At 64.5% G+C, this 26606-nt stretch carries 22 protein-coding genes and 1 tRNA gene; 12 read left to right on the forward strand and 11 right to left on the reverse strand.

Annotation, left to right across the window (positions count from 1 at the left end; all coding sequences use genetic code 11):
* The first annotated feature begins 142 nt into the window (after positions 1-142).
* From GGR36_RS00260 to tpiA, 4 genes are all read left to right on the forward strand, one after another.
* Entirely contained in the window at positions 143-1057 is a 915-nt protein-coding gene (locus GGR36_RS00260) for a LysR family transcriptional regulator (RefSeq protein WP_183634831.1), read from the forward strand.
* A complete protein-coding gene (alr, locus tag GGR36_RS00265) occupies positions 1050-2132 on the forward strand; it encodes an alanine racemase (RefSeq protein ID WP_183630651.1) in 1083 nt (360 codons plus the stop codon). The genes GGR36_RS00260 and alr overlap by 8 nt, the downstream gene beginning before the upstream one ends.
* Positions 2132-3505 (forward strand): DNA repair protein RadA, encoded by a 1374-nt coding sequence (radA, locus tag GGR36_RS00270; RefSeq protein ID WP_183630653.1) that lies wholly within the window; start codon positions 2132-2134, stop codon positions 3503-3505. Before alr ends, radA begins: the two co-directional genes overlap by 1 nt.
* A gap of 114 nt (positions 3506-3619) precedes the next feature.
* Positions 3620-4393 carry a triose-phosphate isomerase gene (tpiA, locus tag GGR36_RS00275; protein ID WP_183630656.1) on the forward strand — a complete coding sequence of 258 codons (774 nt, stop codon included), beginning with the start codon at positions 3620-3622 and terminating at the stop codon, positions 4391-4393.
* Between the two features lie 77 nt (positions 4394-4470).
* On the opposite strand, the gene GGR36_RS00280 is transcribed toward tpiA, so the two are convergent.
* From GGR36_RS00280 to GGR36_RS00290, 3 genes are all read right to left on the reverse strand, one after another.
* Complete coding sequence (locus GGR36_RS00280) at positions 4471-4944, reverse strand: MarR family winged helix-turn-helix transcriptional regulator (RefSeq protein ID WP_183630658.1); 474 nt, start codon at positions 4942-4944, stop codon at positions 4471-4473.
* Between the two features lie 4 nt (positions 4945-4948).
* Positions 4949-5764 (reverse strand): M48 family metallopeptidase, encoded by an 816-nt coding sequence (locus tag GGR36_RS00285; RefSeq protein ID WP_183630660.1) that lies wholly within the window; start codon positions 5762-5764, stop codon positions 4949-4951.
* A 79-nt stretch (positions 5765-5843) separates the two neighbouring features.
* Positions 5844-7199 carry a transglycosylase SLT domain-containing protein gene (locus GGR36_RS00290; RefSeq protein ID WP_183630662.1) on the reverse strand — a complete coding sequence of 452 codons (1356 nt, stop codon included), beginning with the start codon at positions 7197-7199 and terminating at the stop codon, positions 5844-5846.
* A gap of 176 nt (positions 7200-7375) precedes the next feature.
* Here GGR36_RS00290 and GGR36_RS00295 point away from each other — a divergent pair, with 176 nt between their 5' ends.
* Positions 7376-8329, forward strand: coding sequence for a diguanylate cyclase (locus tag GGR36_RS00295; protein ID WP_183630664.1), 954 nt, complete (start codon positions 7376-7378; stop codon positions 8327-8329).
* A gap of 7 nt (positions 8330-8336) precedes the next feature.
* Here GGR36_RS00295 and gloB read toward each other — a convergent pair whose 3' ends face one another.
* A complete protein-coding gene (gloB, locus tag GGR36_RS00300) occupies positions 8337-9101 on the reverse strand; it encodes a hydroxyacylglutathione hydrolase (RefSeq protein ID WP_183630666.1) in 765 nt (254 codons plus the stop codon).
* Between the two features lie 28 nt (positions 9102-9129).
* On the opposite strand from gloB, the gene GGR36_RS00305 reads away from it, so the two are divergent.
* Genes GGR36_RS00305 through dnaQ form a run of 3 tightly spaced genes read left to right on the forward strand, consistent with a single transcriptional unit; the run spans position 9130 to position 11028 of the window.
* The gene (locus GGR36_RS00305) at positions 9130-9870 is read left to right on the forward strand and encodes a methyltransferase domain-containing protein (protein WP_183630668.1); all 741 of its coding nucleotides are present in this window, start codon (positions 9130-9132) and stop codon (positions 9868-9870) included.
* Entirely contained in the window at positions 9863-10309 is a 447-nt protein-coding gene (rnhA, locus tag GGR36_RS00310; RefSeq protein WP_183630670.1) for a ribonuclease HI, read from the forward strand. Before GGR36_RS00305 ends, rnhA begins: the two co-directional genes overlap by 8 nt.
* Entirely contained in the window at positions 10309-11028 is a 720-nt protein-coding gene (dnaQ, locus tag GGR36_RS00315; RefSeq protein WP_183630672.1) for a DNA polymerase III subunit epsilon, read from the forward strand. Before rnhA ends, dnaQ begins: the two co-directional genes overlap by 1 nt.
* Before the next feature lie 13 nt (positions 11029-11041).
* Here dnaQ and GGR36_RS00320 read toward each other — a convergent pair whose 3' ends face one another.
* The 6 genes from GGR36_RS00320 to GGR36_RS00345 all read right to left on the reverse strand — a co-directional run bounded on the left by GGR36_RS00320 (position 11042) and on the right by GGR36_RS00345 (position 20829).
* A complete protein-coding gene (locus GGR36_RS00320; RefSeq protein ID WP_183630674.1) occupies positions 11042-12166 on the reverse strand; it encodes an NAD(P)/FAD-dependent oxidoreductase in 1125 nt (374 codons plus the stop codon).
* Positions 12147-12899 carry a fused MFS/spermidine synthase gene (locus tag GGR36_RS00325; RefSeq protein WP_183630676.1) on the reverse strand — a complete coding sequence of 251 codons (753 nt, stop codon included), beginning with the start codon at positions 12897-12899 and terminating at the stop codon, positions 12147-12149. The genes GGR36_RS00320 and GGR36_RS00325 overlap by 20 nt, the downstream gene beginning before the upstream one ends.
* A gap of 3 nt (positions 12900-12902) precedes the next feature.
* The gene (locus GGR36_RS00330) at positions 12903-13841 is read right to left on the reverse strand and encodes a metallophosphoesterase (protein WP_183630678.1); all 939 of its coding nucleotides are present in this window, start codon (positions 13839-13841) and stop codon (positions 12903-12905) included.
* On the reverse strand, positions 13838-16369 hold the full coding sequence (gene mutS, locus GGR36_RS00335; protein WP_420847484.1) for a DNA mismatch repair protein MutS: 2532 nt from the start codon (positions 16367-16369) through the stop codon (positions 13838-13840). The genes GGR36_RS00330 and mutS overlap by 4 nt, the downstream gene beginning before the upstream one ends.
* A 167-nt stretch (positions 16370-16536) precedes the next feature.
* Complete coding sequence (locus tag GGR36_RS00340) at positions 16537-19665, reverse strand: efflux RND transporter permease subunit (protein ID WP_183630680.1); 3129 nt, start codon at positions 19663-19665, stop codon at positions 16537-16539.
* A gap of 18 nt (positions 19666-19683) precedes the next feature.
* Positions 19684-20829, reverse strand: coding sequence for an efflux RND transporter periplasmic adaptor subunit (locus GGR36_RS00345; protein WP_183630682.1), 1146 nt, complete (start codon positions 20827-20829; stop codon positions 19684-19686).
* A 180-nt stretch (positions 20830-21009) separates the two neighbouring features.
* Between GGR36_RS00345 and GGR36_RS00350 the strand changes: the two genes are divergently transcribed.
* Positions 21010-21231, forward strand: a complete 222-nt coding sequence (locus GGR36_RS00350; RefSeq protein ID WP_183630684.1) for a hypothetical protein — start codon at positions 21010-21012, stop codon at positions 21229-21231.
* Between the two features lie 140 nt (positions 21232-21371).
* On the opposite strand, the gene GGR36_RS00355 is transcribed toward GGR36_RS00350, so the two are convergent.
* Positions 21372-21447, reverse strand: a tRNA-Thr gene (locus GGR36_RS00355).
* Between the two features lie 538 nt (positions 21448-21985).
* Here GGR36_RS00355 and GGR36_RS00360 point away from each other — a divergent pair.
* The 3 genes from GGR36_RS00360 (at position 21986) to GGR36_RS00370 (ending at position 26600) form a co-directional block, all read left to right on the forward strand.
* Complete coding sequence (locus tag GGR36_RS00360; RefSeq protein ID WP_183630686.1) at positions 21986-24700, forward strand: TonB-dependent receptor; 2715 nt, start codon at positions 21986-21988, stop codon at positions 24698-24700.
* 554 nt (positions 24701-25254) lie between these two features.
* Positions 25255-25776 carry an energy transducer TonB gene (locus GGR36_RS00365; RefSeq protein ID WP_221229467.1) on the forward strand — a complete coding sequence of 174 codons (522 nt, stop codon included), beginning with the start codon at positions 25255-25257 and terminating at the stop codon, positions 25774-25776.
* 68 nt (positions 25777-25844) lie between these two features.
* Entirely contained in the window at positions 25845-26600 is a 756-nt protein-coding gene (locus tag GGR36_RS00370; protein WP_242533123.1) for a MotA/TolQ/ExbB proton channel family protein, read from the forward strand.
* The last annotated feature ends 6 nt before the right edge of the window (positions 26601-26606 follow it).

A 26606-nucleotide genomic window follows, 5' to 3' on the forward strand; every position in this document is an offset into this window, starting at 1 on the left:
CTCGCTGGCGGCCCTGCGCGATTTGTGATGCAATCGTGCGCTGCAAAAACCCCATTTGACGGGCATCTCGAAGGTATCGGCCGCGGCGCAGAACGTCGCATCCCGACCAAGGTGCCGGTCCGGAGCACTCACCATGGCAACCATGGCCGATCGCCGGCTTCAGGTCTTCCTGGCCGTCGCGAAACACCGATCTTTCACCCGTGCCGCCGAAGCGCTATACATGACGCAGCCGGCCGTCACCTTCCAGATCAAGCAGCTCGAAGAACACTTCAATACCCGCTTGCTCGATCGCGGCTATGGCAAGGTCACGCTGACCCCCGCGGGCGAAATCGTCCTCGACTACGCAGAGCGAATCCTCGGCATGAGCGCCGAGATGGAGGATCAGGTCGCCGGCCTGACGCAGGAGCCTAACGGTGTCGTGTCGGTCGGCTTGTCGCCGACCATCGCCTCGTACTGGTTGCCATCATTGCTCGATGGCTTCAAGCGGCAGTACCCCAAGGTCGTGCCGCGCGTGTTCGTCGGCAACTCGGAGTGGGTCGAGCGCCGCGTGGCAGACAAGGAACTGGATGTCGGCCTGGTCGAGATCGAATCGACCGACGCTGGTATCGAGTGCCGCGAGGTGGGTCGCGACGAGCTGTTCGCAATCGTGCCGCCGGGGCATGTGCTGGCGCGACATGTGCGCGTGCGTGCCGATGATCTGGTCGGCTTGCCCTTCATCGATCGGGACCCTGGTGCGGCGATCCGCGAGGCAGCCGAGCGCTTCTTCCGCGACGCCGGTTTCCCGCCGGAAAACCTCGATGTGACGGCGGAGCTGTCCAGCTTGTCGACCATCAAGCATCTGGTGCAGCAGGGCGTGGGCTTCGCCATCGCGGCCCGTGCGTCGATCGACAAGGACATCCAGAGTGGCCGGCTCGTCGCGCTGCCGCTCGAGCCGAATCTTTACGAGACGCTGTCGGTGCTGCTGCCCAAGGACAAGTTCCGCTCGCGCGTGGTCACCATCTTTGCCGATTTCGCGACCGAACACCTCAAGAGCAAGGGGTTCAAGCGCGATGCCTAGACCGATCCGCGCCGCGATCGATGTGGCGGCCTTTCGGCATAACTACCTGCGCGCGAAAGCGGCGGCGCCCGGGGCCCGTGCCTGGGCGGTGATCAAGGCGAACGCGTACGGCCACGGGCTGCTGCGCTGCGCACGCGCCGTCGAGACCGTGGCCGACGGCTATGCGATGCTCGACTTTGCCGAGGCGGCGACGCTGCGCGAAGCGGGCATACGGCAGCCGATACTGATGCTGGAAGGTGCGTTCGATCCGGCCGATGTGCGCCTTGCCGGCACGCTTGGGCTCGGGCTCACCGTGCACGATGCTGAGCAAATCCGCCTGCTCGAACTCGAAGTGCTTGCGCAGCCGCTGGACGTATTCCTCAAGCTCAACACCGGCATGAACCGCCTCGGTTTTGCGCCCGAGCGGGCGGGCGAGCTGGCTGCGCGACTCAAATCGATTAGCAATGTCGCCAGTGTGACGCTGATGACCCACTTTGCGCGCGCCGACGATGAAGTCGGTATAGCGGATCAGCTCGCGCGCTTCGATGCTGCCGCCAGCGGGCTTGGATTGCCGCAAAGTGTCGCCAACTCGGCCGCCTTGCTGCGCTTTCCTCAAGCGGCGCGAGACTGGGTGCGCCCCGGCATCATGTTGTACGGGGGCTCACCGATGCCCGGGCTTGCAAGCGCCGACGCGCTGGGTTTGCAGCCGGCGATGAACCTCGAATCGCGCCTGATTGCCGTGCAGACGCTGGCGCCGGGTGAAGCGATCGGCTATGGCGGTCGTTTCGTTGCGGAGCGCCCGACACGGGTCGGCATCGTCGCCTGTGGCTATGCCGACGGCTATCCGCGTCATGCGCCCAGTGGCACGCCGATCCTGGTCGCTGGCCAGCGCACTGGCACGCTCGGCCGCGTCTCGATGGACATGCTGGCGTGCGATCTCTCGGCGCTACCCGATGCGGGCGTCGGTTCGCAGGTCGTGCTGTGGGGCCGCGGCCTTCCTGCCGACGAGGTGGCGACCGCGGCCGACACGATCAGCTACGAGCTTTTCTGCGCACTGGCCAACCGCGTCCCGGTGACCGTCGTCGGCGCTGATTGATGGCGAAGATCAAGTCGGTCTACCAGTGCACCGAATGCGGCGGGCAGGCGCCGCGCTGGCAAGGGCAATGCCCGGGCTGCGGGCAGTGGAATACGCTGGTGGAAACCATCGCGACGCCCAGTGGCGCGGGCGCCAGTCGTTTCGCAGCACTGGCGGGCGAGGTAGGCCGGATCAAGAAGCTGGCCGACTTCACGCCACAGGAACATTCGCGTTTCGCTACCGGCATCGAGGAATTCGATCGCGTGCTGGGCGGGGGACTGGTCGCCGGCGGTGTCGTGCTGATTGGCGGTGACCCCGGTATCGGCAAATCGACGCTGCTGCTGCAAGCCTTGGCCAGCATGTCGCAGCAGTGCAGGGCGGTGTACGTCAGTGGCGAGGAGTCTGGCGAGCAGGTGGCGCTACGGGCGCAACGGCTTCAACTCGACGCTGGCGCCCTCGAACTGCTCCCTGAGATCAACCTTGAGCGCATTCTCGACACCCTGCGCGCCCAGAAGCCGCGCCTCGCGGTGATCGATTCGATCCAGACCATTTACTCCGAAGCCCTGCAGTCGGCGCCCGGTTCCGTCGCCCAGGTGCGCGAGTGTGCGGCGCAACTCACCCGATACGCGAAGCAGAGCGGGTGCGCGCTGGTGCTGGTCGGGCATGTGACCAAGGACGGCTCGCTCGCGGGGCCGCGAGTGCTCGAGCACATCGTCGATGCAGTGCTCTACTTTGAAGGCGATACCCAATCGAGCTTCCGGCTGGTGCGCGCGTTCAAGAACCGCTTTGGCGCGGTGAACGAGCTGGGTGTGTTCGCAATGACCGACAAGGGCCTGCGGGGGGTCAGCAACCCTTCCGCGATATTCCTGTCGCAGCACGAACAGGATGTGTCCGGCGCCTGCGTGCTGATCACCCAGGAGGGCACGCGGCCCCTGTTGGTCGAGGTGCAGGCGCTGGTCGATCCGGCGCATACGCCGAGTCCGCGGCGCCTCAGCGTCGGGCTGGAGCAGAATCGCCTGGCGATGCTGCTGGCGGTGCTGCATCGCCATGCGGGGCTGGTCTGCGCTGATCAGGATGTTTTCGTGAACGCTGTCGGTGGCGTGCGGATCGGCGAGCCGGCAGCGGACCTCGCGGTCTGCCTTGCGATCGTGTCCTCGCTGCGCAACAAGCCGCTGCGGCGCGATCTGGCGATGTTCGGAGAGGTCGGGCTCGCGGGCGAAATCCGCCCCGCGCCACGCGGGCAGGAACGTCTGAAGGAAGCCGCCAAGCTTGGTTTCAAGATCGCGCTGGTGCCCAAGGCGAACCTGCCCAAGCATGCGATAGCAGGGCTCGAAGTGATCGCTGTCGATCGCATCGAGACGGCGATTGCCAAAGCGCGCGAGCTTGAGGCCTAGCATCCCGAACAGGCGATTTGATCTGGCGGGTGTCGCTTCGCAACACGGCCCACTAAAATCGAATACTTTCCCCCTGCCGGCGCTGAGCCGGAAAATCGAAAACAAGGAGTTCCCATGCGCAAGACCTACGTCATCGGCAACTGGAAGTTGAACGGCTCGAAAGCCGCCAACAAGGCGCTGCTCGACGGCCTCAAGGCCGGTGTTCCCGCCGTCAAGGCCGGCGTTGCCATCGCCGTGTGCCCGCCGTTTGCCTATCTGGAATCGGTTGTCGCCGAAACCGCCGGTTCGGCGATCGGCGTTGGTGCGCAGGACGTGTCCGATCAGGACAAGGGCGCCTTTACCGGTGAAGTCTCGGTGTCGATGCTGAAGGACGTGGGGGCGACGTACGCCGTGATCGGCCATTCGGAGCGCCGTGCCATGTTTGGTGAAACCGACGCCTGGGTCGGCAAGAAGACGGCAGCGGCGCTTGCCGGCGGCCTGGTGCCGGTGGTGTGCGTGGGCGAAACCGAAGCGGAACGCGTCGGCAACCAGACTGAAGCGGTGCTGGCGACGCAACTCGACGCGATTCTCGCCGCGATCCCGAATGCCGCCCCGGGTAGCATCGTGATCGCCTACGAACCGGTGTGGGCCATCGGTACCGGCAAGACCGCGACGCCGGAAATGGCGCAGGAAACCCACGCCTTCATCCGCAACTACATCAAGAAGGCCGGCGAGGCGTTTGCTGCGGAAACGGCGATCCTTTACGGCGGTAGCGTCAAGGCCAGCAACGCGCTGGGACTGTTCGCAATGCCCGATATCGACGGTGGCCTGGTGGGCGGCGCGTCGTTGATCGTTGAAGAATTCGTTGGTGTGTACAACGGGGCTGCTGAAGCCTTCGCCAAACGCTGACGCAGAGGCGGGCTGTAACAAGAACGGGGCGCTCGTCAGCACGACGGGCGCCCCGTTTCATTGGCAACGGTGCTGGTTCAGGTCCCGGCGGATAGACGCTCAGCGTTGGCCAGCATGCGGCCCATCAGGCTGCGGAGCAGATCCACTTCTTCTACCGAGAATCCCTCGAAGTGCTGATTGAGCACATGTGCGGCGTATTCCGGCAGCTTCTTGTTCACCTCGGCGCCGCTTTCAGTCAGATGCAGGTACGCGGCACGACGGTCGTGATCGCTGCGGGCACGGCGGATCAGCCCTTTCTCTTCCAGGCGATCGAGCATGCGGGTCATCGATCCGGTGTCGTAGTGCACGCGGCGGCACAAGGCGGCCGCGGTAACGCCCGGTGTTTCCGCGACTTGTACCAGCACCGCCCATTGGGCGCTGGTGATGCCCAGGGGCGCGAGTTCCCGGTCCATCACCGCCATCATCCGCGCACGCAGCGCGTTGATCATGAACCCGAAGCTGTCCTGCAATCTGTATGTCTCCGCCGTGAACATCGGCGCTTCGTTCGCCATCGTTTCAGCCTTTCCTTGTGGTTGTGTTTTTTGCCTGCTCGTAAAGCGGCATGACTTCCGGGAGGCGACGCTCGATTTCCCGGATGCGATCCTTCCCTGCGGGGTGAGTGGATAGCCAGGCAAAGCCGCCGGAATCTCCAGCCTTTGCCATCTTCTGCCACAGTGAAACGCCGGCGCGCGGATCGTATCCGGCGCGCGCGGCAAGGTCGAGACCGACGACATCTGCCTCGCTCTCGTCTTCACGCGAGAATTTGAGCGTCAGCAGGTTGCCGCCGATGTTGAAGGCGTCGGCGTACTTGCCCTGGCCGACGAACTGGCCGAGCAGGCCGACGCCAAGTTGCGTCAGCTGGGTTTTTGCGATGCGTTCGCGGGCATGCTCGCGCAGCGCGTGCGCGATTTCGTGGCCCATGACGATCGCAATCTCGTCGTCCGAGAGCTTCAGACCATTGGTGAGGCCGGTGTAGAAAGCGATCTTGCCGCCAGGCATGCAGAACGCGTTGGCCTGTTTCGATCCGATCAGGTTGACTTCCCACTGCCATTGGCTGGCGCGCGGGTTGAAGCGCGGCGCGAAGGGAATGATGCGGCCGGAAATGCGTCGCAGGCGGAGCAGTTCCGGGTGGCCCTCCGGCGCGAGCGCGCGTTGTGCGTTCGCGCTGCGGAGCATCTGCGCGTACTGCTGGCGCGCCGAGTCCTCGAGTTGTTCGGCGGGTACCAGGCTACGCAGGCGTGAGGCCTCGCCGACGTTGACCCCGTCCGCACGCACGCCGGGTGCGGCCAGCAGCAGGGTCAGCAGCGCGGAGGTGGCAAGGCGACGGAGCATCTACAGTAACAGTCAGGGCAGTCAGCACGAGCGGCCGATCATACCGCCGCTCCGGGCGCAGGACTACTGTCGTGTGGGCTCAGCGCCGGTGCTTCGCGTGTTTTGAGCTGCGGGTGTGTGCCGACGATCGGGACTTGCTCGCGCCGTGTTTGCCCAGCCGCGGCGTCGGGGCCGGCGTCTGCGAGGCAAAAGCAAGTTTCGGCGCCAGCACCGGGGCGCTCTCGGCCATGGCGATCGCCTCGCCGGTCGGTACCAGCAGCGTGTAGCCCGGGCCCGGCCGCACGCGCGGTGCCAGTCCATTCACCTCGCGCAGCTTCGCGACGCTGATGCCAAAACGCGACGCCACCTGTTCGATGCGTTCGCCATGCTGCATGGCATAGGTCCGCCAGCTGAGCAATGGCCGGTCGTGGTTTTCGAGGTTGGCGACGAAGGCGTCGGCCTTTTCCTTCGGCACGATTACCTGATGGCCGGCCTGGCCGGGAATCACCGGGCGGTTGAACGAGGGATTGAGCTCGAGAAACTCTTTCATCGGCATCTCGGCCAGCTGCGCGGCGGTATGCAGATCCATGCCCACGGCCGTATTGATCGGCACGAAGTAGGGTTCGTTCGGAATTGGCGGCAACTTGAAACCGAACAATTCCGGATTGGCAATGATGTTCTTCAGCGCCTGCAGCTTCGGTACGTAGTAGCGCGTCTCCTGCGGCATCGAGAGATAGGCGAACTCGGTCGGCAGCCCCGCGGCCTTGTTCTTGGCGACCGCGCGGGCGACCGCATTCTCGCCCCAGTTGTACGAAGCCAGCGCCAGATGCCAGTCGCCGTGCATCTCGTAAAGCGCCTGAAGATAGGTGAGGGCGGCATTGGTCGACGCAAGGACGTCGCGGCGTTCGTCTACCCACCAGTTCTGGTCGAGATTGAAATCCTTGCCGGTCGAGGGGATGAATTGCCACAGGCCCGATGCCCGCGCGGGCGAATACGCCATCGGGTTGTAGGCACTCTCGACCAGCGGCAGCAAGGCCAGTTCGGTCGGCATGCCGCGCTTTTCGAGTTCTTCGACGATGTAGTACAGGTATTTGCGACCGCGCTCGAGCATCGTGCGCAACGCGCCCGGGCGGGCGAGGTACCAGATCTGGCGATCGGTGACCAGATCCATGGTCAGGTCGCGCATGGCAAAGCCCTGCCGCATGCGTGCCCACAGGTCGGACGATTCGGAGGTCAGATCCACGGTCGCCACCGAAGGCGTGCCGAGCTTCGAGAGATCGATGCTGGAGACTGCAGCGAGACCCGCGCCGGTGGTCGCGGCCACTGGCGCAGCGCCGGCGGTTTTGGCGGCGCCCGGCGGATCCATGTCGTCAGCGACGGCGATCCCGGTGGAAATGAGGGCCAGAGCGGCTGCAAAACAGAAGAGCGCAGCTGCCCGGCGCGCGATAGACTGCATGGGAAACGCTCGGCGACTTGCAAAGGCGCGATTGTATCGGGCTGCGGGTGTTAGGGTCAAAATGCTTTTGTATCATGGGCTTGCGGCGGAGTTTTGCAATCCGGTAGAACGGTGCCGGGAGGGGCGCGATGTCTGGGTCGGGTGAAGGCGGGCCATTTTCCCGTCGGGATGGCGGGATGAAAGCGCTGCTGATCGAGGATTCTCTGACCAGCGCAACACTGATCGCGCACCAGTTGCGCGCCATCGGTATCGAGCCCTTGCTGGCGCGCGAAGGCGAAGAAGGCATCGAGCTCTTCAAGGCCCATCGCCCGGATCTGGTGCTGCTTGACGTGATCCTGCCCGGCATGGACGGCTTCGAGGTCGCCAAGCGCATCCGGCAACTGGAGCAACACGGCGAGTGGACGCCGATCATCTTCCTCTCTGCCCGTACCGGCGACGACGACCTGCAGCGCGGCATCGAAGTCGGTGGTGATGACTACCTGTTCAAGCCAATCAGTTCCATCGTGCTGGCCGCCAAGGTGCGAGCGATGCAGCGCATCTCGCAGATGCGCTACTCGCTGGTGGTGCTGACGCGGCGCCTCGATGACGCGAATCGAGAGCTACAGCGGCTTTCTTCGATCGACGGGCTGACCGGCATTGCCAACCGGCGCCAGTACGACGCCGTGCTGATCCGCGAATGGCGGCGCGCGCAACGCCGCAGCGCACCGATTGCCTTGGTCGTGTGCGATGTCGATTACTTCAAGCGTTACAACGATCACTTCGGTCACCAGGGTGGCGACGAGTGCCTGCGGCAGGTCGCACGTGCGCTTGCGGGGCAGGCGAAGCGCCCTGCGGATCTGGTGGCGCGCTACGGCGGTGAGGAATTCGCGGTGATCCTGCCGGACACCGATGCCGAAGGCGCGCTGCTGGTTGCCGAGGGCATGCGGATCGCCGTCAACGAGCTGGAACTGCCGCACGCGCCGGCAGCGGGCCAACCCTTCGTGTCGATCAGTCTCGGTGTCGCTGCCGCCGTGCCGCCACGCGAGGCGCCAACGCCGGGCAGCCTGATGTCCGCCGCGGATGCTGCGCTTTACGAGGCCAAGCGCCTCGGCCGTAACCGCGTGCTGCTGGCCCAGCCGCTGCAGGCGTGAGCCTGCATCAGCGAAAGTCGTTCTTCCAGCCGCGCAGTGCGGCGAACACGCTCACAGGATCTTCCAGCGCCTGTTGTACGTAATGCGCAACGCTGCGCTGCACGCTCGCCTGGTCGCAACGCAGGAACGGGTTGATCGCACGCTCACGCCCGATCGTCGAGGGCAGCGTTGGCACGCCTGCTGCCCTCAAGGCGCGACAACTCGCGTGGTACGCCTGGGTCGCGGCGTTGTCGGGTTCCACGGTTTCGGCGAAGCGCAGGTTTGCCAGCGTGTATTCGTGGGCGCAGTACACCGCGGTGTCTTCCGGTAGCGCGGCAAGCTTGTCGAGCGAAGCGTGCATCTGCGCCGGCGTGCCTTCGAACAGGCGCCCGCAACCGGCCGAGAACAAGGTATCGCCGCAGAAGAGCGCGCCGTCCGCCACGTACGCAATGTGGCCGGCAGTATGGCCGGGCACATCCAGCACCGAGAGGCGCAGCGCGCCGTTCAGCAGGTTCAGACTTGATCCTTCTTCGACGCGCCGGGTCAGGCCGTCGATCGCCTCGTGCGCGGGGCCATAAATGACTGGCGAGCTGGTCTTCGCCAGTCGCATCAGTCCACCGACATGGTCGCCGTGGTGATGCGTCACCAGGATCGCATCCAGCGCGAGACCGCTTGCCTGCAGAAAGTGTTCGACCGGCGCAGCATCGCCCGGGTCGACGACAACGCAATGCCCGTCCGAGACGATCGCCCAGATGTAGTTGTCCGAGAAGGCAGAAAGCGGAACAATCTCCATCCCCGCAATTCTCGGCGCATGACTCACGATGTCAATTCCCGGATGTGCCGCGTGGCTTGAATCGCCATTGGGCCGCTACCTGATCGAGTGGGAATTGGCGCTGGTCGATGCGCGGGTGGCCGATGTCTTCGGTTTCCACGCGATCCAGATCGGTCTTCCCGAACGCGACTACCTCAGCCACAACCGCATCGGCTACAAGCTGCGCTGCGCCCGTTCCGGCGATGTAAAGCTGATCAGCGAGACTTTCGAGTTGCCGATCGCGTCGCAAAGCGTCGACTTGGTGGTGTTACCGCATGTGCTCGAATTCTCCGATCAGCCTCACCAGGTGCTGCGCGAAGTCGAACGGATCCTGGTGCCGGAAGGGCAGGTCGTCATCACTGGATTCAATCCGTTCAGCCTGTGGGGCATACGGCGCCTGATGGCGTCGAGCACGGGCGACTTTCCGTGGCAGGGTCAATTCCTCACCGTCAAGCGCCTCAAGGACTGGCTTGCGCTGCTCAGTTTCGAGAGCCAGCCCGCGAGCTTTGGCGCCTATGTGCCGCCGCTGACGGTTGCGCGCTGGATCGAACAGTGGGGATTCATGGACAATGCGGGCCCCCGTTGGTGGCCTTTCGCCGGCGGGGCCTATGTGATCCAGGCCACCAAGCGCGTGCGTGGCATGCGGCTCGTGGCGCCGGCGTGGCGCGATCGACTCGCGCGCGCCAAAGCCTTCGCGCCGGTTGCCCAGCGCGATCCGGTGCATACAGAACGAACGGGAACGAATGACTGATTCGATAGTGGACATCTATACCGATGGCGCCTGCTCCGGAAATCCCGGCCCCGGCGGATGGGGCGCCATCCTGCGCGCGGGCGGGCACGAGAAGGAGCTGTTCGGTGGCGAAGCCTCGACCACCAACAACCGCATGGAAATGACCGCCGTGATCCGCGCGCTGCAGGCGCTGACGCGGCCGGTGCAGGTGCGGGTGCATACCGACTCGCAGTACGTGCAGAAGGGCATTTCCGAGTGGATCCACGGCTGGAAGCGTCGTGGCTGGAAAACGGCCGACAACAAGCCGGTGAAGAACGATGACCTGTGGCGCGAACTCGACCAGCTCGCGGCGCTGCACAAGATCGAGTGGCTGTGGGTCAAGGGCCACGCCGGCCATCCCGAGAATGAACGTGCCGACGAACTGGCGCGCCGAGGCGTCGATCAGGTGAGGGGCAAGTGATGCGGCAGATTGTTCTCGATACCGAAACCACCGGCCTCGACTGGCGCAGCGGCGACCGTGTGATCGAAATCGGTTGCGTCGAAATGGTCGCGCGCAAGCTCACCGGGCGCCACTACCACGTCTACATCAATCCCGAGCGCCTGGTCGACCCGGGGGCGATGGCGGTGCACGGCATCACCGACGAATTCCTCGCCGACAAGCCGAAGTTCAAGGACGTGGTGGCCGATTTCGAGGCCTTTGTCGCTGACGCCGAGCTGATCATCCACAACGCGCAGTTCGACGTCGGTTTCCTGAACATGGAACTCGACCGCATCGGGCGCCCAAAGCTGGATGTGCTGTGTGGCGGCGTGATCGACACGCTGAAAATGGCCAAGGAGCAGAACCCGGGCAAGAAGGCCTCGCTCGACGCGCTGTGCCAGCGCTACGAGATCGACAACGGCCACCGCGAACTGCACGGCGCGCTGCTCGACTCCGAACTGCTCGCCGAGGTCTACCTCGCGATGACGCGCGGTCAGGACAGCCTGATCATGGATCTGGACAGCGAGCCCACAGTAGCGGCCGGCAGCGATGAGGCCGGCGCCCCGCTGGAGCGGCGCCCGCTGCGCATCCTGCGCGCTTCGCCCGAAGAACTGGCGGCGCATGATGAAGTGATCGCCGCGATCGCCAAGGCCAACAAGGGTAAGTGCCTGTGGCTGCCGCCGGAGCCGCCTGCCGCCTGATGCGTTTCCGCGTTCATCCGGTGACGATGTCGCTGACGCGCGCCGCTATGGCGAGCGATGCGGTCAGCCCCGGCGATTCGATGCCGAACAGGTTGATGACGCCCGCGACGCCATGGCTTGCCGGCCCGTCGATGCGGAAGTCCGCGGCGGCAGCTTCCGCCCCACCCAGTTTCGGACGCACGCCGGCATAGGCCGGTACCAGCCGTCCATCCGGCAAGCCCGGCCAGTATTGGCGGATCGCGCGTGCGAAGGCGTCGGCGCGCTCGACCGGCACAGTGTAGTCAGGCTGCTCGATCCAGGCGACGTCCGGCCCGAAACGAGCGCAACCGGCAAGGTCGAGCGTCAGGTGAATCCCCAGGCCGCCCGGTTCCGGCACCGGGTAGATCAAGTGGCTGAAGGGGCTGCGGCCGCTCAGCGAAAAGTAGTGGCCTTTGGCAAAGTGCAGCGCCGCAATATGCGCAGCCGGAAAGCCCGTTATCGCTGCCGCCAGCGGCTGCGCGCCAAGCCCTGCAGCATTGATCAGCCAATCCGCCCGAACTCGGTAGGGTGCAGCCCCCCCAACGTGCAGCGTGACGCCGCGTGCCGCGCACTCGCCATGCAGCACTGGCGCCGCAAACACCAGCATCGCACCGGCAGCCTCTGCGTCGTCGGCATAGGCCTGCATCAGCGCATGGCTGTCGATGATGCCGGTGTCCGGCGACCAGAGCGCGGCGCAGCAGTTCAGCGCGGGCTCCATCTCGCGCGCCGCTTCGCCGGTGATCAGTCGTGCGCGCTCGACGCCGTTGCCGCGTGCCTGGGCGGCGATGCGTTCGAGTGCTGCGAGGTCATCGGCGCGGGTCGCCACCACCAGCTTGCCGGTGCGGCGGTGTGCGACGCCGTGCGCCGCGCAGTAGGCGTAGAGATCGCGCGCGCCGGCTACGCACAGGGCAGCCTTCAGCGAGCCTTGCGGGTAGTAGAGCCCGGCGTGGATCACCTCGCTGGAGCGGCTGGAAATGCCCTGGCCGAAGCTGTGCTCACGTTCGAACAGGGCGACCTGCAGGCCACGCTCGGCGAGCCGTTTGGCGCAGGCCAGCCCGACCACGCCAGCGCCGACGATGGCGCAGTCGACGCGGACCTCGTCAGAGGCGGAGCAGTCCATCACCTTCCGCGGCCTGCAGCACCATGCGTTTCACCAGCCCGCGCAAATCGAGGCCTGTGTCGCGCCGCAGCGCCTCGGCGCGCAGATGCAATTCTTCGAAGCGCAGGGCGATCGCCTCGCCGGCATTGGCGATGGCGATGACGTTGCCCGTCTCGCATTGCGGCAGCGCGATCGCGCGGTCGTCGAAAGCGGCGCGTATGCGGCCAAAGCCCTCGCTGAAGCCCTTGCGGTGGCCGAACAGGTTGCTGACCATCAGCCCCTTGTCGTTCAGGGCCGCACGCGCCGCGGCGTAGAACGGCGCCTTGTCGAGCATGCCGGCGCGGGCATGGGCGTCGAAACCATCGACCAGGATCGCGTCCCAGTGCTGGCTGTCGCGGGTCACGATTTCGGCCCCGTCGGCGATCACGACGCGCAGCCGAGCATCTTCTTCCGGCAACTTGAAGTGCATGCGGGCGACGGCGACTACGCGTGGGTCGATCTCGGCCACGGTGAGCCGGCTCTGCGGCAGATAACGGTGGAAGAACTTGGTCAGCGAGGCAGCGCCCAGCCCGATCAGCAGCACCTTGCGCGGCCAGGGCGGCTCGCGCAGCAACAGCACCGCGATCATGTACTGGGTGTACTGCAGTTGCAGCGCGTAGGGGCGGCGAACCCGCATGGCACCCTGCACCCACTTCGACCCGAAGTGCAGGTAGCGGATGCCGGCCTCTTCCGATACATCAATCGAGTGCGCCATGCCTCAATCCTCTTTGCGCAGCGGGCGTGGGCGGATCCGGATCAGTTGCTCGGCTTCGGTATCCACCGTCACCTCAAGCCAGCCGGGGATCGGTGAGCCGAACACTTCGGCGCGGCGAAAACGCTCGATCGGCGCGCCATCGCTATCGACCAGCGGCCGGTCGATGCGCATGACATGGGTGTCGCCGTGGAAGACGACGACCTCGCCTTCGAATTCCATCACCTCCGATCGCAGCGCGTACAGCAGTTCCGAATACGCGCGCGCCGGCGAGCCGGCAGCGAAGGCCTCGAAGTCGGGATCGGCATGCATGAAGATCACAATGGCCCGCGCGCTGTCGCGGCGCGCCTTGGCGAAGCCATCGCCGAGCCAGCTGCGCACCGCGCTCATGCGCTGGCGGTATTCGTTGCTCGCTTCGCGCCCGCTGCCGAAGTTATTGTCGCTGCCCGGCACATTCAAGGTCAGGAAGGCCACCGGGCCGCGGCGCCAGCGCAGGTGTTCCTGGTAGGCGCCGTGCGAGAAGTCGACGTCGCTCTGCCGCTCCACCTTGAAGGGTTCAGCTCCGAGCGATTCGGCCTTGGGCTGGAAGAGGCTGCGCAATTTGTCGAGACGTTCGAGCGCGTCGAAACCGCCGGCACTGCGCCGGGTGCAGTCCACCCACTCGTTGTCGCCCGGCACATAAACGGTAGGGAAGGGCGCGCCGGCCAGCAGGTCGCGGATGTCGGTCAGCGTGATGTCATCGCAGGGCGTGCCGCCGGTCTTGATGTCGCCGACATGCACGCCGAACACGACAGCAGCCTCACGCATCGCATCGAGCAGCAGCGGGAACTCGGCGCGCTCAGCCTCGTTGTAGGGCAGATCGCCGAAGGCCGCGAAGCTGTATCGCTCGGCGTTTGCGGCCGGCGAGATCAACACGGCGAGCAGCACTGCGAGCACACGCATCATCGCGTAAGGGCTTTCAGCGCGTAGAGCCGTTCGAGCGCTTCGCGCGGCGACAGTGCATCGGGGTCGATCCCCGCGAGTTTTTCGAGCACCGGGTGCGGCGGCGCTTCTTCGGCTTCGGGCGGCAAGGCGGAGAACAGGTCGGCCTGCGGGCCGCCGGAGGCTTCACGGTTTTCCAGCGCACGCAGGCGGCGCCGTGCTTCGCGTACCACGGGCGCGGGGATGCCCGCGAGCGCGGCGACCTCGATACCGTAGCTCTGGCTGGCCGGGCCTTCTTCCACCGCGTGCAGGAAGACGATGCGGTGGCCATGCTCGACCGCGCCCAGGTGCACGTTGGCGCATTCCGGGTGCTCGACCGAAAGCCGGGTCAGCTCGAAGTAGTGGGTCGAGAACAGCGCCAGCGAGCGGTTCTTTTCGAGCAGGTGGCGCGCGATCGCGAAGGCCAGTGCCATGCCGTCAAAGGTGGATGTCCCCCGGCCGATCTCGTCCATCAGTACCAGCGAGCGCTCGGTGCCGCTGTTGAGGATCGCCGCCGCCTCGGTCATCTCGACCATGAAGGTCGAACGCCCCGAGGCGAGGTCGTCGGAGGCGCCAATGCGGGTAAAGATGCCGTCGATCGGCCCGAGCTCGGCGCGCCGCGCCGGCACGAAGGCGCCGCAGTGCGCAAGCAACACGATCAGCGCGATCTGCCGCATGTAGGTCGACTTACCGCCCATGTTCGGGCCGGTCACCAGCAGCATGCGGCGCGTGGCGGAAAAGTCGCAGTCGTTCGAGATGAAGCTGTCGACCTGGCGCTCCACCACCGGGTGACGACCCGCTTCGATGGCCAGCCCCGCTTCGCTGCGGAACACCGGCTTGCAGTAGTCGTAGCGCAACGCGATGCGGGCGAAGCTGGTGAGGCCGTCGAGCAGCGCGATCGCGCGTGCGATGCGCTGGAAGGCGAGGATGTCGGCGGCGAGCGTTTCGAGCAGCTCGTCCCACAAGCCCTTCTCGCGCGCCAGCGCACGTTCCTGCGCCGACAGGGCCTTGTCCTCGAAGGCCTTGAGCTCGGGGGTGATGTAGCGCTCTGCGTTCTTGAGCGTCTGGCGGCGGCGGTAGTCGTCCGGCACCTTGGTGGTGTTGGCGTGGCTGACTTCGATGTAGAAGCCGTGCACCTTGTTGAACTCGACCTTCAGGCTGGTGATGCCGGTGCGCTCGCGTTCGCGCGCTTCGAGTTCCATCAGGAAGGCGCCGCAGTTGGACTGAATGCCGCGCAGCTCGTCGAGCTCCGCATCGAAGCCTTCGGCAATCACACCGCCGTCGCGCACATTGGTGGCCGGTTCCGGTGCAATCGCGCGGGCCAGCAGCGTGGTCGGCGCCAGCGGCGCGTCGAGGTCGGCATGGATCTGCGCGAGCAGCGGCGTCTCGCCGCCGGGCACATGGCTGCGCAGTTCCGGCAGGCGGGCGAGCGTGTCGCGCAGCGCGGCGAGGTCGCGCGGGCGTGCGCTGCGCAGTGCGATGCGCGCGGTGATGCGCTCGACGTCGGCGATACCGCGCAGCACGCGCGCGAGGCCTTCGCCGGTGAGACCCTGGTCGGCGATGAGCGCCTCGACCGCCGCATGGCGGTGCGCGCACGCCACGCGGTCGGAGAGTGGATGGTGCAGCGCGTGGCGCAGCCAGCGCGAGCCCATCGAGGTCTCGCACAGATCGAGCAGCGAGAACAGCGTGGGCGCGGGCTCGCCGCGCAGGGTTTCGGTCAGTTCCAGGTTGCGGCGCGTGGCGGCGTCCATGCGCAGGAACTCGGCCTCGCGTTCGACGTGCAGGCCCGAGACATGCGACAGGCTCTGGCGCTGCGTGGCGCGCGCGTAATCGAACAACGCCGCGGCAGCGGCGAGCGCGACGTCGAATTCGTCGGCACCGAAACCCGAGAGGTCGCGCGTGCCGAAATGCTCGGGCAGCACGCGGCGCGCGGTGTCGGCGTCGAACTGCCAGTCGGCGAGGCGGCGCACGGCGGGCACGCGTTGTTCAAGGCCTTCGAGGGTGATGCCGTCCGGCACCAGGGCTTCGGCGGGGCGCAGGCGTTCGAGCTGCGAGCCCAGTTGTTCCGGCGCGCATTCGAGCAGGCGGAAATCGCCGTTGGCGAGGTTCAGCCAGGCGAGCCCGAGGCGGCCGCGAAGCTGCGTCGCGGCCAGCAGCGGGGCGTCGGTCTTGTCATCGAGCAGGGCCGAGTCGGTGAGCGTGCCGGGGGTGACGATGCGCGCCACGGCGCGTTCGACCGGCCCCTTGCTGGTCGCGGGGTCGCCTACCTGTTCCGCGATCACCGCCGACTCGCCCATCTTCACCAGCTTGGCGAGGTAGGGTTCGAGTGCGTGGAAGGGCACGCCCGCCATCGCGATCGGCTTGCCGGCCGACTTGCCGCGCGCGGTGAGCGTGATGTCCAGCAGGCGCGCTGCCTTCTCCGCATCGTCGAAGAACAACTCGTAGAAGTCGCCCATGCGATAGAACAGCAGGGTGCCGGGATGCTGCGCCTTGAGCGTCAGGTACTGCTGCATCATCGGCGTGTGGCCGTCGAGATCGGCGGAAGGGGGGAGCGGGGCGCGAGTGTTCAAGATCGGAGCGTGAGTGTTGAAACCGAATCGCCCGGATTGTCGCACGGTGCCTATGCTCGACGCGACAAGGCCCGGACGGTGCCGGGCCTTGTCTCAGTTGCTGCGTGTGCTCAGGCCTGGTCGGCGGCGAGTTCGCGACGGCGGTGCAGCCTGCGCCGGCACCACTCGCCGAAGTCGTCGAGGTAGGTGTAGACCACCGGCACCACGACGAGCGTAAGCAGGGTCGAGGCGATCACGCCGCCGATCACCGCGTGCGCCATCGGGGCACGCTGTTCGCCGCCTTCACCCAGCCCGAGCGCCACCGGCAGCATGCCGAAGACCATCGCGAAGGTGGTCATCATGATCGGGCGCAGGCGGGTGCGGCCGGCGTCGATGATCGCCTGGCGGCGGGGTTCGCCACGCTTCTGCGCCTGCTCGACGAAGTCCACCAGCAGGATCGCGTTCTTTGTCACCAGACCCATCAGCATGATGATGCCGATCACCGAGAAGATCGACAGCGTGCTGCGCGCGACGAGCAGCCCGAGGAACACGCCGATCAGCGATAGCGGCAGCGAGGTCATGATCGCCAGCGGGTGCAGGAAGCTGCCGAACTGCGAGGCGAGGATCATGTAGATGAAGATCACCGCCAGCGCCAGCGCGGATACCGCATAGCCGAAGGATTCCGCCATCTGCTGGTTCTCGCCGTCTTCGACGATGCGGTAGCCGGGGGGCAGCTTGAAGTCCTTGAGCACCTTCTGCACGTCCTTGCCGACTTCACCGGCTGAACGCCCCGAAACGCCAGCCAGCACCCAGATGTCGCGCATCAGGCTCTTGCGGTTGATGCGGGTCGGCGACGTGGAAGGCACCACCTTGGCGACCTGCGACAGCGCGATCATGTAGGGCAGGCCGGTGGCTGCATCGGTGCGGTTGCTGGCCAGCCACAACAGATCCAGATCCTGGCCATTACGGCGCAGCTCCGGCGGCAGGCGCACTTTTACATCGTAGGCATCGCCGTCCGGCGCCTGCCAGGTGGTCGCCGCCTGGCCCTCGATGAAGGGGCGCAGGGTGTTGCCAACGCGTTCGACCGAGATGCCCAGGTCTGCCGCCACCGCGCGATCGACCGCGATCTCCAGCATCGGGCGGGTGTCCTCCGCGGTGGTCAGCACGTCCACCGTGTTCGGGATGGCGCGGATCCGGGCGGCCAGGTCTTGCGACAGTTTGGTGAGCACGGCGAGGTCCTCGCCTTGCAGGCTCAGCGCGATCGGGTTGTCGCCACCGCCGCCGCCTTCGCCGATGGCGAGGTTCTTGAGCTCGACGCCGCCGATTTCCTTGAGCCGCGCGCGCAGTTTGACCAGCACCTGTTCCTGCGTTGCCTTGCGTTCGCGCTTGGGCACCAGCTTGATATTGAGGCCCAACTGTTCGGGGCCTTGCGCCTGCCAGCCGGAATTCACCGTGATGTAGCTGCGCTTGACTTCCGGGAACTCGCGCAGCGCCGCGTCGATCTGCTTGGCTTTGCCGAGCGTGTAGCTGAGGCTGGATCCGGTTGGCGTCATCATGCGGCCGCCGAGTTGGCCAAAGTCGCCCTTGGGCACGAATTCCGAGCCAATGAAGGGCAGCAGCAAGAAGCTGCCGACAAAGCTTGCCGTCGCTAGTGCCAGCACCGATTTGCGGTGGCCCAGCGCCCATGCGATGACGCGGCCGTAGCGTTCGGCGAGGCGTTCCTGAAAGCGCTCGAAGGCGTCGAGCCAGCGGCCGAGCAGGCCACCGCGCTTGGCGCCGTGGGCGTGCGGGTCGTGCCACACCGACGAGAGCATGGGGTCGAGCGTGAAGCTGACGAACATCGACAGCATTACCGCCGCGGCGACGGTGAGGCCGAACTGGTAGAAGTAGCGGCCGATGATGCCGCCCATGAAGCCGACCGGCAGGAACACCGCGACGATGGTGAGCGTGGTGGCCAGCACCGCGAGGCCGATTTCCTTGGTGCCATCCAGCGCGGCGTCGTAGGGTGACTTGCCGCGCAGGGCGTGGCGCACGATGTTCTCGCGCACCACGATCGCGTCGTCGATCAGCAGGCCGATGCACAGCGACAGCGCGAGCAGCGTCATCATGTTGAGCGAGAAACCCATGGCCTGGATCATGAAGATCGAGCCGAGCAGCGCCAGCGGCAGCGTGAGGCCCGTGATCACCGTGCTGCGCCAGGAGCCGAGGAACACAAACACGATGAACACGGTCAGGATCGCACCCTCGATCAGCGTCTTCTGAACGTCCGAGAGCGAGTCGCGGATTTCGTCGGAGCCGTCGAAAATCGTCTCGAGCTGCATCCCGTCCGGCAGGTTCTTGTTCAGGTCGGCAACCGTCTTGCGCACGCCGTCGGCGACTTCAACCGTGTTCGCCTTCGATACCTTGAAGATGTCGATCGATAGCGCCGGCTTGCCATTGATCAGCGCATGCGAGGTCGGCTCCGCTTCGCCATCTTCCACCGTCGCGATGTCGCGCAGGCGGATCGGCGCGTCGCCGCGCTGCACGATCACGATGTCTTCAAACGCGTGCGGTTCTTTCAGGCGGCCCTGCACCTGTACCTGCATTTCCTGACGCAGGTTCTTCAATGCACCGGCAGGCAGCATCTGGTTTTCGCGGCGCAGGGCATCGACCACTTGCTCCACGCCGACGTACAGCGCCCGCATGCGGAAGGGGTCGAGCCTGATCTGGATCTCGCGCTTGATACCGCCGACCAGCGACGCGCGGCCGACACCCTTGACCGTCTGGATGCGTTTGAGGATCAGTTTTTCGGCGCGCTCGGTCAGCTCCCGCGTCGTATGCCGATCGGAGACCAGGCTGATCGACATGATCGGCTGGTCGTCCGGGCCGAAGCTGGAGATCACCGATTGCTTCACGTCATCACGCAGCGAGGGGCGCACCTGGGCGAGCTTGTCGCGCGCATCGGCGGTGGCCTTGTCCGCATTGACCGTCAGCTCGAATTCGACAAAGACGAGCGAGTAGTCCTGGTACGAACGTGAGGTCACGCGCTTGACGCCGGCCAGCGTGTTCATCGCCTCTTCGATCTTGCGCGAGACCTCGACTTCGACCACCTCGGGCGTCGCGCCGGGGTAGGGCGTCTCGATCGCGACGGCGGGGAAGCTGACGTCGGGGAAGGCCTCGACCGTCAGGCGTTTGTAGGCGAACAGTCCGAGCACGGCGAGGCACAGCATCATCATCGCCGCGAAGACGGGGTTCTTGACCGATATGCGGGTCAGCCACATGGTTGGCGCTCCGGAATGTCAGGCCGCCGGCTTGAGCCGGACAGCGAGGTCGTCGGTGGCGCCCTTGAGCGGCATTGCGACAACCTGCTCGCCGCCCGTCAGCCCCTTGGTGATGCGCACTTGATCGACGCTCAGGCGCTCGTACTCGACGCCACGCCACCTGAGCTTGTTGTCGGCAATCACCCACACGCCACGGCCGTTCTTCGACGATTGCACGGCGGTCAAAGGCAGTTCGATCTGCTGCCGGGCGTTGCCGGTAGAGATCTCGCCGCTGACGTACAAGCCCACGCGCAGCCTTTCGGACGGATTCTCGACCGACACATAGGCGAGCACGTTACGGGTGCCGGCCTGGGTGCTCGGGTTGATGCGGGTGAGCGTGCCTTCGAAGGTTTCATTGCCATACCCCTCGGCACGCAACTTGACCTTCTGACCGGGCACCAGTTTCGCAAGGTGCTGGCTCGGGATCGCGGCTTCGACTTCGAGCTTGCGCAGGTCGACCAACGTAAACAGCTTCCGGTTCGCTTCGACCCACTGGCCCGGCTCCACTTGCCTGCTCGAAACGGTGCCGGCAAAGGGCGCCACCACATGTGCGTCCTTGAGCGCGCGCTGCACCAGCGCGAGCTGCGCCTTCTGTGAATCCAGCGCGGCCTGGCGTTCGGCGAATCCGCCCAGCGTGTTGTCGAAGGCGTTCTTGGAAATGAAGTTCTGGTCAAGAAGGGCGCGGCTCGATACACGGTTGCGCTCGGCCACCCGCATCTGTTCTTCAGCGCTCGCGACCGCGGCGGCCCGCTCGGCAAGGCGTGCGCGAAGGTCCGACTCGTCGAAACGGGCGAGCACCTGCCCGGCCGTGACCTTGTCACCGGGGCGCGCGCCGACCTCGGCGACCCGGCCCTCGAAGGGCGCAATCATCAGGATCTGCGTCAGCGGATTCAGCGTGCCGGCCAGCAGCACTGTCTCCTGATGAACCACCTGCCGGGCCTGCAGTACATCAGTCGGGCCGAGTTCGATCAACGCTGGCTTGGCATCGCCTTCCGGCGCCTTCGGGCCGGCATCCTTGCGTCCGCTGAGGGCATACACCGAGCCGACGGAAACAACTGCGACTGCCACGCCAGCGATGATCCAGCGACGCTGCGGAAGGGCGGGTCGGAAGCTCGATTTGGACATGATTCTTGGCTCCAGAGCGTTCCGGCATCGCCGGTCGCACGGTTGGGGATGCCTTCATATTAGGCGCCGCCCTCGGGGGCAGTTTGTCGGGTTTGTGTCACTCCGACGTACGCCGATACAAAGTAGATCGAGCGCAGCAGGCAGAATTGCGCGGCAGGAACGCGGCGGGTCGTTTCCGCCATGTCATGCGCCGCGCGTCGCGAATCGGAAAAAGGGGAGTTGGGGATGGCAGGGAAAGAACCAACGGGCGATCAGCAGGCCGACAAGCCCAAGCACACGCTGTTCTGGATCATCGTCGCCGTGTTCATCGTCGCATCGATCGCCGGAATGATGATCGGCGACATGTACGGGCAGGCCCGGATGGGCGACGCGGCAAAGGTGCGAGACGCAGCCGAGCAGTGAAACGCTGAGCTTGGGGGCTGCCCTGGCACCCGCTTAAGGGCTGGTCCTCGCAGAAGCCGACTCCGATGCACTTGAGTCGGCTGTTTGAGCGCGCAAAAGCAAAAAGAAAACGGCCCGCATGTGCGGGCCGTTTGCGTGTCTGGTGCTGCTGACCGGAATCGAACTGGTGACCTACTGATTACGAATCAGTTGCTCTACCGACTGAGCTACAGCAGCGAAGCCGCGCATTTTAGACGACCGCTATGCGTATCGGCAAGTAGCGTGTTGTGTAGATTTTCGAATCGGCGACATGTTCTGCTCTGAAAGCGTCACATATCCGACATTGGCGCGCGATTCAGGGGTTCTCAAGTTCTGTGGCGGATGCACTTTCCGGTCTGGTGCATCGCACCAATGCGGTGCAGAAATATCCTGAAATGACTGGAAATAGTTGGGCTTCGGGCGCTGTTTGCATGGCACAAGTCTTGCTGAAGCTGTTGCGGCAGCGGTTTTCATCACCACTGCAGGCATCGTTTGGGCCCTTGCGGCCGTTGGTCTTCGGGTGTGGCATCGCAACATGTCGGCAGATTGACACCCGGATTGACGTCCCGTGACAATGCGTCGCCCTCGAAAGGGGGTGGCATAACAATAGTTACAAAGTGCCTCGTGAGGGACAGGCGATCCATGCGGATGCTGCGGGATAAGCCCGCGCATCGATGAGTTTGCCCGTCGGAGACCCCGACGGGTTTGATTGGTACAAATACAAGGAGAGGCACCTATGGCACTTGCACTGAGACCCGGCTACCGGGCTCTGCTCCAGGCGTTCGGAACCACGATGGCGTTCGGCATGCTGCTGCAACCGGCGCTGGCTGACGAAGCTCCCGCAAAGGTTCAGAAGATCACCGTTACCGGTTCTTCGGTAAAGCGCATCCAGGGTGAAACCGCGCTGCCGGTTGAAGTCGTGACCCGTTCTGACATCGACAAGTCCGGCGTCAATACCGCCCAGGAACTGCTCGAGAAGATCTCGTCGAACGTCAACGGCTATAACACTTCGCAAGGTGTGGGTGACTCCGGTCAGCCGGGCTTCGCCGGCGCCAACATGCGCGGTCTGGGTGCCGGTTCGACGCTGGTCCTGATCAACGGCCGTCGTGTGGCGAACTACGCCTTCAACGGCGGCGCGGTCGACCTGAACTCGATCCCGATGGCTGCGGTTGAGCGCGTTGAAGTGCTGAAGGACGGCGCCTCGGCGGTCTACGGTACCGATGCGATCGGCGGCGTGATCAACTTCATTCTGCGTAATGACTATCAGGGTGTCGATGTCAGCGCCGGCTACGAAGCGACCGAAAAGGGTGGCGGCAATTCGACGAAGGCTGCGATCACCGCGGGTTACGGCGATCTGACCAGCCAGCGTTTCAACGTGTTGGCTTCGTTCAACTACGAGAAGGTTGAAGCCCTGCACGGCAAGGACCGTGATTTCGCGGCGACCGGTATCCGTCCGGACCTCGGCTTCACGAAGACCTCGGGTAACGCTTACCCCGCGAACTTCTACGACGACGTGGATGGCACCCTGTGGAACACCACCGCATACAAGGGTTGTATCCCCAGCGCAGGCTCTTACCAGATCAACACCACGACCGGTGCGCCGCAGCCGACGCGGAAGAACTGCCGCTACGACTACACCTCGGTGCTGGACATCATGCCGCCGTCCGAGAAGTACAACGCGGTGCTGCGTGGCGTCTTCAAGATCACTGAAGACCACGAAGCCTATGCCGAGTACATGCGTTCGGATACGAAGTACACCTTTGCGTCGTCCGAAACGCCGGTCAATGATTTCTCTGGCAATGGTCCATTCATCTACCCGGCCGGCGGAAAGTACTACCCGACGACCGTGACCCTGCCGGGTGGTAAGACGGCTACACCGTCGGGCGACCTTTCGCTGGCCTGGCGTCTGAAGGACGGTGGTCTGCGTACGAACGAATCGCACGCGACCCTGGATCGTATCCTCGCTGGCGTCAAGGGCACCTTCGGCGCGTGGGATTACGACACCGCTTTCAACTTCTCGAAGAGCCACGCTACCGATTCTTACGTCGATGGCTGGGTGTCCGAGAAGAAGCTCAAGGCCGCTCTGCTGACGGGCGAGATCGATCCGTTCTCCGGCAACGCGCAGACCGCGGTCGGCCAGAAGCTGATCAACGATGCCAAGATCATTCAGAAGGTGCGTGAATCCGAAGCCAAGGTCACCTCGTGGGATGCCAAGGCCAGTCGCGAACTGATGAAGGGTCTGAGCTTTGCAGCCGGTCTGGAAGTCCGCAAGGAAGAGCTGAAGGACACGCCGGATGCCATCATGAGCTCGGGCGACATCCAGGGCGGTGGCGGTGCTCTGCCTCCGGTGGCGGCTGATCGCACGGTGCAGGGCCTCTACGGCGAGTTGAACTACGAAGTGCTGAAGGGTCTCGAGACCCTGCTGCAAGTGCGTTACGACCACTACAGCGACTTCGGTGGTACGACCAACCCGAAGATCGGCGTTCGCTATGCGCCGACCAAGAGCCTGCTGCTGCGTGGTTCCTACACCACCGGTTTCCGTGCGCCGACGCTGTCCGACATGTTCCTGCCGAACTTCAAGGGCAACACTGCGAACAACTTCAGCGACCCGAATCGCTGCCCGGGGGGAACGGTTCCGCCGGCTTATTCAGGTTTCGTGAATGCTTCGCTTGAGTGCGACGCACAGCTGAACAACCTGCAAGGTGGTAACAAGGATCTGAAGCCGGAGAAATCCAACCAGTACACCCTGGGTCTGCGCTTCGAGCCGACGAACTTGCTGTCGGTTGGTCTGGATTACTGGAACATCGAGCGCAAGGACACGATCAGCGCGCTGGGTGATACCACGATCATGGACAACTACGCCAAGTACGACAACTTGTACATCAAGCACAAGCCTGTCGATAACACGCTTGGTGTGCCGGGCGCGATCGATTACATCGTCCAGACCGCGCAGAACCTGGGTACCTACAAGACCGATGGTCTTGACGTGACCTTTGCTGCTGCACTGCCGCGTGCCGAATATGGTCGTTTCCGTTTGAATTACGACGGTACTTACATCTTCAATTACAAGTACCAGCGTGAGAACGGCGGCGAGTACATCCAGAACGTCGGCAAGTACACGGACGACAACGGTGCGATCAGCCAGTATCGTCACACCCTCGCCCTGACCTGGGACTTCCAGGACTGGAGCGCGACCGTGGCGCAGAACTTCGTGCTGGGTTACCGCGACCAGGGCGACGAGCGTGATGTGTCCGACATCAGCACCTTCGATCTGCAGGGTAGCTGGAAGGGCATGAAGGGTCTGACCCTGACCGCCGGTATGCGCAACATCTTCGACCAGAACCCGCCGCAGTCGGTGCAGGGCCGCACCTTCCAGGTCGGTTACGACCCGCAGTACGCCGACCCGCGTGGCCGTTCGTACTACCTCCGCGCCGGTTACACCTTCAAGTAATCTGACGTGAAGCAAAGGGAGGGCCCCTCCGGGGTCCTCCCTTTTTTTGTGGTTCGCCGAGCGTGATAAAATCGTCGTCTTTTCGATAGCGTCGGTCGCACTGGCGTAACGGTAGTTGCGTCCTTGCACCCGACACTAGTCGAATCGTAGCCTTCGTCGCATAAGGATTTGGGTCTTCATGGCTCGGTATCCAGTGAGATGGACGGCGTCGCCGAAGTTTGAAGTTGCACGATCGGTTTTTCCAACCCCATAACCGAATGAAGGCGTGCCTGCGAAACGCTTTGCAGGTGTACGTCGGGGGAGGGTGTCGCGATCGCCTTACAAGGGCGTGAAACGTCGGCTTCCCACATTCCATAACTCAGGAAGTTTCGAATGCTTGAAACTGTTGTTGAATCCACTGTGATGCCGATGGGGTTCGGCCTCCTGATCCCAGAGGTTTGTTCATGAGTTACGCCCAACCCGCAGCCGCAGGCCGCAGGACGGTGGGTTTTGTCGTTGTCGTGGCACTTCACCTGCTGCTTGGCTGGGCGCTCGCGTCCGGTCTCGCACGCAAGGTGGTCGAGGTCATCAAGAATCCGCTTGAGACCAAGATCATTGAAGAAGTGAAGCCGCCGGAAGACAAGCCGCCACCTCCGCCTCCGCCCAAGCTTGCTCCTCCGCCAGCATTCATTCCGCCGCCGGAAGTTCGCGTTTCTACGGCCGCTGCGCCGGCAGAATCGACCATTACCACGGTCACGCAGACCAAGCCGACCGAACCGGCGCCTGCTCCAGCACCGGCGCCCGCGCCAAAGCAGTCAACGGTTCGCCATGCCGCGCAGTTTGTCAGCTGCGACCAACCGGAGTATCCCCGCGGTGCGGCTGATGCCGGTGAGCATGGAACCACCCGACTGGCCTTCCTGATCGACACGAACGGGCGGCCATTGGAGGGTCGAATCGAAAGCTCAAGCGGTTACCGTCGTCTCGACCAAGCGGCTTACAAAGCCTTTGGCCGATGCGTCTATAAACCCGCGATTGAAAATGGCCAGGCTGTGCAGTACTGGGTCATGTTCGACTTCGAATGGAAACTTGACGAGTGAGCGCCGAATCGTCGGCTCCTTGTGAACAGATCATCAACAACCGGAATTAATCACAAATGAATATTCGAATGACTACCCGCCGCGCTCTCGCCTCTGTCGCGGCTGCATTGTTCTCCCTCGCGTTCTTCGCCACCGACGCACTCGCCCAGGGCGAGAAGGTGACCGTCGATAACCCCTACGGCCTTGGCGCACTGTGGGCGCAGGGCGACCTCGTTGCCCGTGGCACCCTGATCATCCTCGTCATCATGTCGATGGGCACCTGGTACATCGCGATCGTCAAGATCATCGAGCAGGGCAAGATCTTCAAGCAGGCCAAGGAAGCCCAGGAAAAGTTCTGGAACGCGCCGTCGGTTGAAGCCGGAATCAAGGAACTCGATGAGGACAGCGCTTTCCGCTTCATCGCTGAAGAAGGCAACAAGGCCGCGCATCACCACGGCAATTCGATGACCTCGTCGGTTGACCTGAATTCCTGGATCGGCATGTCGATGCAGCGTGCGAACGACACGATCCACGGTCGTCTGCAAGGCGGTCTGGCCTTCCTCGCAACGGTCGGTTCGACCGCGCCGTTCGTCGGTCTGTTCGGTACGGTGTGGGGCATCCTGCACGCGCTGACCGCCATCGGCGTCGCTGGTCAGGCTTCGATCGACAAGGTTGCCGGCCCGGTGGGTGAGGCGCTGATCATGACCGCGATCGGTCTGGCGGTTGCGGTGCCGGCGGTGCTTGGCTACAACTGGCTGGTTCGCCGCAACAAGGCAGCCTCCGACTACGTCCGTCAGTTCAGCGGCGAGCTGCACATGGTGCTGCTCGGCGGCAAGAAGGGTTAAGAAATG

The organism is Niveibacterium umoris, assembly GCF_014197015.1.
Classification (GTDB): Bacteria; Pseudomonadota; Gammaproteobacteria; order Burkholderiales; family Rhodocyclaceae; genus Niveibacterium; species Niveibacterium umoris.

Bases quoted from the DNA above. Each gene is read 5' to 3' on its own strand.
- GGR36_RS00290 (WP_183630662.1), bottom strand. From the start codon at position 7,199: ATGCAGTCTATCGCGCGCCGGGCAGCTGCGCTCTTCTGTTTTGCAGCC.
- gloB (WP_183630666.1), bottom strand. From the start codon at position 9,101: ATGGAGATTGTTCCGCTTTCTGCCTTCTCGGACAACTACATCTGGGCG.
- GGR36_RS00330 (WP_183630678.1), bottom strand. From the start codon at position 13,841: ATGATGCGTGTGCTCGCAGTGCTGCTCGCCGTGTTGATCTCGCCGGCC.
- GGR36_RS00350 (WP_183630684.1), top strand. From the start codon at position 21,010: ATGTCATGCGCCGCGCGTCGCGAATCGGAAAAAGGGGAGTTGGGGATG.
- GGR36_RS00280 (WP_183630658.1), bottom strand. From the start codon at position 4,944: ATGGCGAACGAAGCGCCGATGTTCACGGCGGAGACATACAGATTGCAG.
- GGR36_RS00370 (WP_242533123.1), top strand. From the start codon at position 25,845: ATGACTACCCGCCGCGCTCTCGCCTCTGTCGCGGCTGCATTGTTCTCC.
- alr (WP_183630651.1), top strand. From the start codon at position 1,050: ATGCCTAGACCGATCCGCGCCGCGATCGATGTGGCGGCCTTTCGGCAT.
- GGR36_RS00340 (WP_183630680.1), bottom strand. From the start codon at position 19,665: ATGTGGCTGACCCGCATATCGGTCAAGAACCCCGTCTTCGCGGCGATG.
- GGR36_RS00360 (WP_183630686.1), top strand. From the start codon at position 21,986: ATGGCACTTGCACTGAGACCCGGCTACCGGGCTCTGCTCCAGGCGTTC.
- GGR36_RS00325 (WP_183630676.1), bottom strand. From the start codon at position 12,899: ATGGCGCACTCGATTGATGTATCGGAAGAGGCCGGCATCCGCTACCTG.
- radA (WP_183630653.1), top strand. From the start codon at position 2,132: ATGGCGAAGATCAAGTCGGTCTACCAGTGCACCGAATGCGGCGGGCAG.
- GGR36_RS00305 (WP_183630668.1), top strand. From the start codon at position 9,130: ATGTCAATTCCCGGATGTGCCGCGTGGCTTGAATCGCCATTGGGCCGC.
- rnhA (WP_183630670.1), top strand. From the start codon at position 9,863: ATGACTGATTCGATAGTGGACATCTATACCGATGGCGCCTGCTCCGGA.
- GGR36_RS00295 (WP_183630664.1), top strand. From the start codon at position 7,376: ATGAAAGCGCTGCTGATCGAGGATTCTCTGACCAGCGCAACACTGATC.
- tpiA (WP_183630656.1), top strand. From the start codon at position 3,620: ATGCGCAAGACCTACGTCATCGGCAACTGGAAGTTGAACGGCTCGAAA.
- GGR36_RS00260 (WP_183634831.1), top strand. From the start codon at position 143: ATGGCCGATCGCCGGCTTCAGGTCTTCCTGGCCGTCGCGAAACACCGA.
- GGR36_RS00345 (WP_183630682.1), bottom strand. From the start codon at position 20,829: ATGTCCAAATCGAGCTTCCGACCCGCCCTTCCGCAGCGTCGCTGGATC.
- GGR36_RS00320 (WP_183630674.1), bottom strand. From the start codon at position 12,166: ATGGACTGCTCCGCCTCTGACGAGGTCCGCGTCGACTGCGCCATCGTC.
- dnaQ (WP_183630672.1), top strand. From the start codon at position 10,309: ATGCGGCAGATTGTTCTCGATACCGAAACCACCGGCCTCGACTGGCGC.
- mutS (WP_420847484.1), bottom strand. From the start codon at position 16,369: ATGCAGCAGTACCTGACGCTCAAGGCGCAGCATCCCGGCACCCTGCTG.
- GGR36_RS00285 (WP_183630660.1), bottom strand. From the start codon at position 5,764: ATGCTCCGTCGCCTTGCCACCTCCGCGCTGCTGACCCTGCTGCTGGCC.